This window comes from uncultured Sphingomonas sp. (assembly GCF_936927845.1).
GTDB lineage: Bacteria > Pseudomonadota > Alphaproteobacteria > Sphingomonadales > Sphingomonadaceae > Sphingomonas.
In genome coordinates, this window is the sequence record NZ_CAKZHV010000025.1 from 66,707 (window position 1) to 75,672 (window position 8,966).

9 protein-coding genes are annotated in these 8,966 nt (G+C 68.3%); all 9 read left to right on the top strand.

All coding sequences use genetic code 11. The features are described 5' to 3' along the window. Positions 1-25 precede the first annotated feature (25 nt). The 9 genes from Q0579_RS03595 (at position 26) to Q0579_RS03635 (ending at position 8,861) form a co-directional block, all read left to right on the top strand. Positions 26-1,231: an ATP-binding protein gene (locus tag Q0579_RS03595; protein WP_298809181.1), complete on the top strand. Its 1,206-nt coding sequence runs from the start codon at positions 26-28 to the stop codon at positions 1,229-1,231. A 107-nt stretch (positions 1,232-1,338) separates the two neighbouring features. Continuing rightward, complete coding sequence (locus Q0579_RS03600; protein WP_298809183.1) at positions 1,339-2,406, top strand: substrate-binding domain-containing protein; 1,068 nt, start codon at positions 1,339-1,341, stop codon at positions 2,404-2,406. Beyond that, positions 2,406-3,782, top strand: coding sequence for a phosphate ABC transporter permease subunit PstC (gene pstC / locus Q0579_RS03605; protein ID WP_298809186.1), 1,377 nt, complete (start codon positions 2,406-2,408; stop codon positions 3,780-3,782). The genes Q0579_RS03600 and pstC overlap by 1 nt, the downstream gene beginning before the upstream one ends. Then, positions 3,775-5,070, top strand: a complete 1,296-nt coding sequence (gene pstA / locus Q0579_RS03610; protein WP_298809187.1) for a phosphate ABC transporter permease PstA — start codon at positions 3,775-3,777, stop codon at positions 5,068-5,070. Before pstC ends, pstA begins: the two co-directional genes overlap by 8 nt. Continuing rightward, a complete protein-coding gene (pstB, locus tag Q0579_RS03615) occupies positions 5,070-5,837 on the top strand; it encodes a phosphate ABC transporter ATP-binding protein PstB (protein ID WP_298809189.1) in 768 nt (255 codons plus the stop codon). Before pstA ends, pstB begins: the two co-directional genes overlap by 1 nt. An 11-nt stretch (positions 5,838-5,848) precedes the next feature. Continuing rightward, entirely contained in the window at positions 5,849-6,553 is a 705-nt protein-coding gene (phoU, locus tag Q0579_RS03620; RefSeq protein ID WP_298809190.1) for a phosphate signaling complex protein PhoU, read from the top strand. A 6-nt stretch (positions 6,554-6,559) separates the two neighbouring features. Continuing rightward, positions 6,560-7,252, top strand: a complete 693-nt coding sequence (phoB, locus tag Q0579_RS03625; RefSeq protein ID WP_219768973.1) for a phosphate regulon transcriptional regulator PhoB — start codon at positions 6,560-6,562, stop codon at positions 7,250-7,252. A gap of 127 nt (positions 7,253-7,379) precedes the next feature. After that, positions 7,380-7,880, top strand: a complete 501-nt coding sequence (locus Q0579_RS03630) for a hypothetical protein (RefSeq protein WP_298809194.1) — start codon at positions 7,380-7,382, stop codon at positions 7,878-7,880. An 81-nt stretch (positions 7,881-7,961) separates the two neighbouring features. Next, positions 7,962-8,861 carry an SDR family NAD(P)-dependent oxidoreductase gene (locus Q0579_RS03635; protein ID WP_298809196.1) on the top strand — a complete coding sequence of 300 codons (900 nt, stop codon included), beginning with the start codon at positions 7,962-7,964 and terminating at the stop codon, positions 8,859-8,861. The last annotated feature ends 105 nt before the right edge of the window (positions 8,862-8,966 follow it).

Below are 8,966 nucleotides of genomic sequence, written 5' to 3' on the forward strand. Positions count from 1 at the left end.
GTTGGAACCGGCTAGTCAGCGCGGCGTGATCGAAGGTTTCGCGCTCCGCACCTGGCTTGCCGGCACGATCGCGGTCGTGACCGCCGCGATCGTCTACACTTATGCCCGCGACGTGCAGCTCGCGCTGATCGTGCTGGTCGGCGGCGCGACCGCGACCGTGATCGCGCGCAGCATCGGCGACAACGACCTGGCCGAGCCCGACGCGCCGGCAGAGGGCGACGCGCCGCTGGAACTCGCGCCGGTGCTGGAGGCGATCCTCGATCCGGTGGTGATGGTGCGCGACGGGCGCGTGATCGCGGCGAACGCGCCCGCGCGCCTGGTGCTGGGCCAGCACATTATCGGCGAGGACGTCCGTACCGCCATCCGGCATCCCGCCGCGAGCGATTACCTGTCGATGCCCGCGGACGAGCGCGGCACCGCGCCGATCGAACTCGTCGGGCTGGGCGCGCAGGACCGCCGCTGGCAGATGCGCGCGACCGATACCGCGCCGGGTACGCAGATCGTCCACCTGCTCGACCAGACCGGGCAGCACGCGGCCGAGCGAATGCGCGTCGATTTCGTCGCGAATGCGAGCCACGAATTGCGCACGCCCTTGTCGTCGATCCTGGGCTATGTCGAGACGCTGAGCGACGAGGCCGGCGAGGACCCGGCGATCCGCCGCCGGTTCCTGAGCATCGTGTTCGACGAGGCGACACGGATGGAGCGGCTGGTCGAGGATCTGATGAGCCTGTCGCGGATCGAGGCGGAGAAGTTCCGCCTGCCCTCGGCAACGGTCGACCTGGGCGTGCTCGCGGTCGAGGTGCACGAGGCGCTGCGGCACAGCCGCGGCACGCGTGGCGAGGACGTGGTGCTGCGGCTCGATGAGGATGTGCCGCCGGTTGCCGGCGACCGCGTGCAATTGTCGCAGGTGCTGCACAATCTGATCGGCAATGCGATGAAATACGGCCGCACCGGCACGCCGGTGACCGTCACCGTCCAGGCGCGCGCGCGCGACGCGGTGATGGTGCGGATCGAGGACGAGAGCGAGGGCATCGCACCCGAACATATCCCGCGCCTGACCGAACGGTTCTACCGTGTCGACGCGGGGCGCAGCCGTTCGCTCGGCGGGACCGGACTAGGCCTCGCGATCGTCAAGCACATCGTCGAGCGGCATCGTGGCCGGCTCGACATCGCGAGCACCGTCGGAAAGGGCACACGCGTGACGGTGACGCTGCGCGCGGCGGGGCACTGATCGAGGCGCGCGTCGCGAGGCGCTGTCATCATGCGGTAACGCGAGTGTCACACGGGGGCTCGCGCGGGTCGACGCCGCGGGGGCGCGATCAATACTTCGGGGAATCGATGCGTCGTCTCGTCCTGGCGCTCGCGGCATGGTTGCCGGTCGCGCTCGGCGCCTGCGTGGATCAGGCGGCGGGGGGCGGCGCGGGTGCGCGCGACCAGATCCGCGTCGTCGGCTCCTCAACCGTTTATCCGTTCACGACCCTGATCGCCGAACAATATCTCGCCGCCAACCCAGATGCGCGGCCGCCCGTGATCGAGTCGACCGGGACGGGTGCGGGCATACGGCTGTTCTGCGCCGGCATCGGTGCCTCCTACGCCGACCTCGTCGACGCATCGCGCCGGATGAAGCGCAGCGAGTATGACGAATGCGCGCGCCACGGTGCGGGTGACCTGATGGAGGTGCAGATCGGCATCGACGGGATCGCCTTTGCCGAGGCGCGACAAGGGCCTCCGATGCGTCTGACACCTGCCCTGCTGTTCCGCGCGCTCGCCGCCGCGCCGAACGGCCACCCCAATCGCAGCCGCATCTGGCGCGATCTCGACCCGGCGCTGCCCGCAACACCGATCCGCGTCTACGGCCCGCCTGCGACGAGCGGTACGCGCGAGGCGTTCGCCGAGCTGATCCTGGCGCGTGGGTGCGAGGCGCTCGATCCCGAGCTGGCCGACTTGCGCGAGCGAAACCGTGCCGCGTTCGATGCGCGTTGCCTGACCGTGCGCGACGACGGCGCCTATATCGACGCAGGCGAGAACGATAATTTGATCGTTCAGAAACTGGGCGCCAATCCCGACGCGATCGGCATCTTCGGCTACAGTTACCTGGAGGAGAACAGCGACGCGGTGCGCGGCGTCGCGATCAGCGGGGTGGAGCCGACCTATCAGGCGATTGCCGATGGCCGCTATCCCGGTGCTCGCCCGCTCTACGTCTACGTCAAGCGCGCGCACCTGCGCGCGGTGCCCGGGCTGCGCCGCTTCATCGCGCTCTATGCCGCCAATTGGGCGCCCGGTGGCGCGCTGAGCCGGCGCGGACTGATCCCCAGCCCGGCGAGCGTGCGCGCGCGCGCCGCCGACACGATCCTGCACAATCGCGCGCTCGATCCCCGCGCCCTAGACTCCGACGTGCTCGGCTGATGTCGTCGCTGACGCTCCTGTTCCTGATCGCTGCCCTGGGGCTCGTCGCCTGGGTGGTGGCGCGGACGCGGGCGCGGCGCTTCCGGCGTGGCGCGCGCCAGCGGTTCAGTTCGTTGCCGCAGCATCACGGCTGGTATGTGGCCTTGTGCACGGTGGTGCCCGCACTGACCTTTCTGCTGATCTGGTATTTCGTGTCACCCGCGCTGGTGACCGACGCCGTGCTCGCCACGCCGGGCGCCGCGGCGCTGCCCCCGGCGGGGTTCGATCGTGCGGCGATCCTGTCCGAAGCGCGCGAGATCGCGGGCAATCGTGCCTTTGGCGCGTTCACGCCGCTCGCCGACCGGCTCGCACCGGCTTACGCCACGGCACAGGCGCGCTTCGATGCGATCGGCACCGCCATCGCGCTGCTGCTGGCCTTTGCCGGTGGCGCGTGGTCGTTTCTTCGCGTGCGGCCCGGATTTTCCGCGCGGACACGCAACGAGCGGCTGGTCATGTGGCTGCTTCTCGCCGCCTCCCTTGTCGCGATCGCGACCACGGTGGGGATCGTGGTCAGCCTGTTGATCGAGAGCGCGCGCTTTTTCCGGATCGTGCCCATCGGCGACTTCCTGCTCGGAACGCGCTGGAGCCCGGGGGTGATCGATCCGCGCGATCCCGGCGCGACGCTGGGCGCATTGCCGTTGTTCTGGGGCACCTTCTTCATCGGCGCGGTGATTGCGATGGCGGTCGCGGTGCCGCTCGGGCTGATGAGCGCGATCTATCTGACGCAATACGCCAGCCCGGGCGCGCGCCGCTGGATGAAGCCGCTGCTGGAGGTGCTCGCCGGCGTGCCGACCGTCGTTTACGGCTATTTCGCCGCGCTGACGGTCGCGCCGGCGGTGCGACAGGTGGGTGCGGCACTCGGCATCGCCTCGGCCTCGTCGGAGAGTGCGCTGGCCGCGGGGCTGGTGATGGGGATCATGATCATCCCGTTTGTCTCCTCGATGGCGGACGATTCGCTCGCCGCCGTTCCCGCATCGATGCGCGACGGCAGTCTCGCGATGGGGGCGACGAGCGCGGAGACGATCAAGCGCGTGCTGGTACCCGCAGCGCTGCCCGGCGTGATCGGCGGCGTGCTGCTCGCGGTCAGCCGCGCGGTCGGCGAGACGATGATCGTCGTCATGGCTGCCTCGGGCGTTGCCACGCTGACGCTCAACCCGTTCGCCAGCACCACCACCGTCACCAAGCAGATCGTCGACCTGCTGACCGGCGAGGCGGCGTTCGCCTCGGCGAAGACGCTCGCCGCCTTCGCGCTCGGGCTCACGCTGTTCGTCGTCACCTTGCTGCTGAACGTCGTCGCGCTGATGGTCGTGCGCCGCTACCGCGAGGCGTATGAGTAAGTCGCTCGTCCCCGAAGCGCCGGTGAGCGCCGCCGAGGTCGAGCCGCACCGCCCGACCGATTGGCGCAGCAGTGCGATGGAGCGGCGCATCCGTCGTCGCTACGCCGCGGAGCGTCGTTTCCGCCTGCTCGGGCTCGGGGCGGTGGTGATGTCCGCGGGGTTCCTCGCCTTCCTGCTGATCGTGATGATCGCGCAAGGTCACCTGGGTTTCGTCGAGACGCGCGTCGCCGTGCCGCTCGATCTGCGTCAGGCGCGACTGGGCCTGAGTGCGGAGCGGCTGCGCGGGCCCGGCGCCGACCTCGCGCTGTCGGGTGCGGGGCTGGAGCGCGCGGTGGATACGGCCGCGAACCGCGCTTATCCGACCCAGGGTGGTGCGGCGCTGCTGTCGGACGGCGCGTGGCTGCGCGTGCGCGACCGATTAAAGCGCGATCCGCACCTGCTGGCGCAACCGTTCACGATCGACCTGCCGGTCGCCAGCGCGATCGACGTCGCGGCAAAGGGCAACGGCGCGCCTGCGGCGGAGCGCGTCGTCGCCGCGCTCGGTCCGCGGCTGTCGCGCGGGATGGCGTGGGACTTCTTCACCGGCGCCGATTCGACCGATGCGACACGCGCGGGGATCTGGGGCGCGCTCAAGGGATCGCTGCTGACCATGCTCGTCACGCTCGCGCTCGCCTTTCCGGTCGGCGTGCTGTCGGCGATCTATCTCGAGGAATATGCGCCGCGGAACCGGGCGACCGATTTCCTCGAGGTGTCGATCAACAATCTCGCCGCCGTGCCCTCGATCGTGTTCGGGCTGCTCGGGCTCGCGGTGTTCCTCGGCACGCTCCACCTGCCGCGCTCGGCGCCGCTCGTCGGCGGGCTGACGCTCGCGCTGATGACGATGCCGGTGATCGTGATCGCGTCGCGCAACGCGATCCGCGCGGTGCCACCGTCGATCCGCGATGCCGCACTCGCGGTCGGCGCGTCGCCGATCCAAGTCGTGTCGCACCACGTGCTGCCGCTCGCCGCACCCGGCATCCTGACCGGGACCATCATCGGCATGGCGCGCGCGCTGGGCGAAACCGCGCCGCTGCTGATGATCGGGATGCGCGCCTTTATCGCAGCACCGCCCGACCGGCTGACCGATCCCGCCACCGCGCTGCCGGTGCAGATCTTTCTGTGGTCCGATCAGGTCAGCCGCGGCTTTGTCGAGAAAACGTCGGCGGCGATCCTGGTGCTGCTCGTCTTCCTGCTCGCGATGAACGGCGTCGCGATCTTCCTACGCAACCGTTTCGAGACGCGCTGGTGATGAGCAACAACCCGCCCAAGATGACCGCCAGCCACGTCGACGTCTTTTACGGCGCGAACCATGCGATCCGCGACGTGTCGATCGACGTGTACCAAGAGGACGTCACCGCCTTCATTGGTCCGTCAGGCTGCGGGAAGTCGACGTTCCTGCGCAGCCTCAATCGCATGAACGACACGATCCCAACCGCGCGCGTGACGGGTGACATCAGGCTCGACGGCGAGGACATCTACGCGCGCGAGATGGACGTGGTGCAGTTGCGCGCGCGGGTGGGCATGGTGTTCCAGAAACCCAATCCGTTCCCCAAATCGATCTACGAGAACGTCGCCTACGGCCCCAAGATACACGGGCTGGCGCAATCGAAGGCCGAGCTCGACCGCATCGTCGAACGCTCGCTCAGCCGAGCGGGTTTGTGGAACGAGGTGAAGGATCGACTGTCCGATTCCGGCACCGCGCTGTCGGGTGGGCAGCAGCAGCGATTGTGCATCGCGCGCGCGATCGCGGTCGATCCCGAAGTCATCCTGATGGACGAGCCGTGCTCCGCGCTCGATCCGATCGCCACCGCGCGGATCGAGGAGCTGATCCACGATCTGCGCGGCCGCTACGCGATCGTGATCGTCACGCACAACATGCAGCAGGCCGCGCGCGTCAGCCAGCGGACCGCCTTTTTTCACCTCGGACAGTTGATCGAATACGGCGACACCTCCGACATCTTCACCAATCCCCGCCAGGAGCGGACCAAGGATTACATCACCGGCCGGTACGGCTGAGGGATAGAGCAATGGCAAGCAGCCAGGAACATACGGTCAAGGCGTTCGACCAAGACATCGGACAGTTGCGCGGATTGATCTCGCAGATGGGCGGGCTCGCCGAGGCGGCGATCGGCAATGCGATGCTGGCGCTCCAGCGCGGCGACCACGAACTCGCCGCGCAGGTGCGCGCCGACGACCGCAAGATCGACGCGATCCAGCACGAGGTCGAGCGCGCGGTCGTGCGCATCATCGCGCTGCGTGCGCCGATGGCGAATGATCTGCGCGAGGTCGTCGCTGCGCTCAAGATCGCGACGGTGGTCGAGCGGATCGGCGATTATGCCAAGAACATCGCCAAGCGCGTGCCGCAGATCGACAGCGAGCACCGCATCGATCCGATCTCGACGCTGCCAGCGATGGCGCGGATGGCGGCGGACATGGTGCGCGACGTGCTCGACGCCTTTGCCGCGCGCGATCCCGACGCCGCGATCGCGATCTGCGAGCGCGACGACGCGCTGGACGATTTCTACGACAGCATCTTCCGCACGCTCGTCACCTACATGGTCGAGAACCCAAAAACGATCAGCCAGTGCGCGCACCTGCTGTTCGTCGCCAAGCATCTGGAGCGGATCGGCGACCATGCGACCAACGTCGCCGAGATGATCCACTTCGCCGCGCACGGTACGCCGATCGCCGACCGCGAGCGGTCCGAACCCACCTTTTCGCCAAGGAGCTGACCCACAATGGCACGCGCACGCATGTTGCTGGTCGAGGACGATGCGAGCCTCGCCGAACTGCTCGTCTGGCATTTCGCCCGCGAGAATTTCGACGTGCAGCACACGATCGATGGCGAGGAAGCGCTGCTGCTCGCGCGCGAGACGCCGCCCGACATCGTGCTGCTCGACTGGATGGTGGAGGGCATCTCGGGCATCGAGGTCTGCCGCCGGCTGCGCCGCGCCGCCGAGACGCAGAACGTGCCGATCATCATGCTGACCGCGCGCGGCGAGGAGGAGGACCGCGTCCGCGGGCTGGAGACGGGGGCGGACGATTACGTCACCAAGCCGTTCTCCCCGCGCGAATTGGTCGCGCGCGTCGGCGCGGTGCTGCGCCGCGTCCGCCCGGCGCTGGCGGGCGAGGCGCTGAGCTATTCCGACCTCGAGATGGACACGGTCGGCCACAAGGTGCGGCGCGGCGGCGAGGTAATCCCGCTCGGCCCGACCGAATTCCGACTGCTCAAGCATTTCCTCGAACACCCCGGCCACGTCTTCTCGCGCGAGCGGTTGCTCGACAGCGTCTGGGGCCACGACAGCGACATCGAGAGCCGCACGGTCGACGTCCACATCCGCCGCCTGCGCAAGGCGATCAACGAAGGTGGGCGGCCCGATATCATCCGCACGGTGCGTTCGGCCGGCTACGCGCTCGACGCGGGACACTGAGCGCGTCGGTGGACCGGTTCGGCCGCAAACGTCGGATCGCTAACGCAACGATGGACCCTTCCTGCTGATCGCACGTTCCCCCGACCGCGTGTCTTTCACACGACCGACATTCGGCAGGAGAGTTCTCATGAAGTCTATCCTTCTCGCAGCGGCGGCCTTCATCGCGGCCCCGGCAATCGCGCAGACCACCACGACTCCGGCTCCGGCCGACAGCGGCACGACCATGCCGCAGGATCAGACCACCACCACCGATTCAACGATGTCCACCACGCAGAGCGACCCGTCGATGTCGACGCCGCCGACCGCGTCGGACCCGAACATGCCGACGCAAGGGTCGATGCCGAACGCGCCGATGAGCCAGTCGCAGACGATGCCCGCGCCGACGACCGGCGGCGACGGCACGATGTCGACCCCGGCCGGCGGCTATCAGCCTTCGCAGCCCGCGATGAGCGGCCAGATGGCACCGGGCGCGACCGTCCGCTACCAGCCGGCACAGGACCCGAACACCGCCTATCCGCCGCCGGCGCCGAAGGCGAGCTACCCGATCTGCAAGGCCGGCCAGTATGACGGCTGCACCCAAGCGAGCGACGCGCGCGGTTCGCGCAAGGCTCCGCGCCGCCGCCGCTAAGCGCGGTTCGCGGGCGGTTGCGCCCGTTTGAATGATGAGTATGGGAAGGCGCTCCAGTTCACACGAAGGAGCGCCTTTTCCATGTCCATCCGTTTCGATGACAAGGTCGCGATCGTCACCGGTGCCGGCGGCGGTCTGGGGCGCGAATATGCGCTCGAACTCGCCCGTCGCGGCGCGAAGGTCGTCGTCAACGATCTGGGCGGTGACCGCAGCGGCCAGGGCGCGTCCGACGCGGCGCAGAAAGTCGTCGAGGAGATCGAGGCCGCGGGCGGTCAGGCGATCGCCAACGGTGCCAGCGTCACCGAATATGACCAGATGGTCGCGATGGTCGCGCAGGCGAAGGAGAAATGGGGCGGCGTCCACGTCCTGATCAACAACGCGGGCGTGTTGCGCGACCGCACGTTCGCGAAAATGGAGCCGGCCGATTTCGATTTCGTCGTCAAGGTCCACCTGATCGGCTCGGCCAACGCGACCAAGGCGTGCTGGGAGACGTTTCGCGAGCAGAATTACGGCCGCGTGCTGATGACCGCGTCGTCGACGGGCCTGTTCGGCAATTTCGGCCAGGCGAATTACGGCGCAGCGAAGCTCGGCCTCGCGGGCCTGACCAAGACGCTGTATCTCGAAGGCGCCAAGAACAACATCAAGGTCAACACGCTCGCACCGACCGCCGGTACGCGCATGACGCAGGACATCTTTCCCGAACAATTGTTCGACGCTTTCGCGCCCGACAAGGTCGTACCCGCCGCACTGTTCCTCGTCAGCGAGGATGCGCCGACCAACCAGATCCTGGGTGCGGGCGCGGGCGTGTTCCAGGCGAGCTACGTCACGCTGACGCAGGGTGTCGCGCTCAAGGGCGATGATCTGTCGCCCGAGGGGATCGCGGCGCATTGGGCGCAGATCACCGATCGGACCGGCGAGATCGTGCCTGACTCGGGCTCGGCCCAGGCGATGCTGATCGGCAAGAAGCTTCAGGAAGGTTGACCAGGTCCGGGACGCTTCCTGCGCGGAGGCGTCCCAATCTGCTGGTATGGCGTAAGCGTCCGGTCTTCTCCGCCTTGCTGACGAGGTGATGCGCAAGCCACAGGT

What these genes read in the sequence shown, in the direction of transcription:
- Q0579_RS03600 (WP_298809183.1), top strand. Translation starts at nt 1,339, where the DNA reads ATGCGTCGTCTCGTCCTGGCGCTCGCGGCATGGTTGCCGGTCGCGCTC.
- pstC (WP_298809186.1), top strand. Translation starts at nt 2,406, where the DNA reads ATGTCGTCGCTGACGCTCCTGTTCCTGATCGCTGCCCTGGGGCTCGTC.
- pstA (WP_298809187.1), top strand. Translation starts at nt 3,775, where the DNA reads ATGAGTAAGTCGCTCGTCCCCGAAGCGCCGGTGAGCGCCGCCGAGGTC.
- pstB (WP_298809189.1), top strand. Translation starts at nt 5,070, where the DNA reads ATGAGCAACAACCCGCCCAAGATGACCGCCAGCCACGTCGACGTCTTT.
- phoU (WP_298809190.1), top strand. Translation starts at nt 5,849, where the DNA reads ATGGCAAGCAGCCAGGAACATACGGTCAAGGCGTTCGACCAAGACATC.
- phoB (WP_219768973.1), top strand. Translation starts at nt 6,560, where the DNA reads ATGGCACGCGCACGCATGTTGCTGGTCGAGGACGATGCGAGCCTCGCC.
- Q0579_RS03630 (WP_298809194.1), top strand. Translation starts at nt 7,380, where the DNA reads ATGAAGTCTATCCTTCTCGCAGCGGCGGCCTTCATCGCGGCCCCGGCA.
- Q0579_RS03635 (WP_298809196.1), top strand. Translation starts at nt 7,962, where the DNA reads ATGTCCATCCGTTTCGATGACAAGGTCGCGATCGTCACCGGTGCCGGC.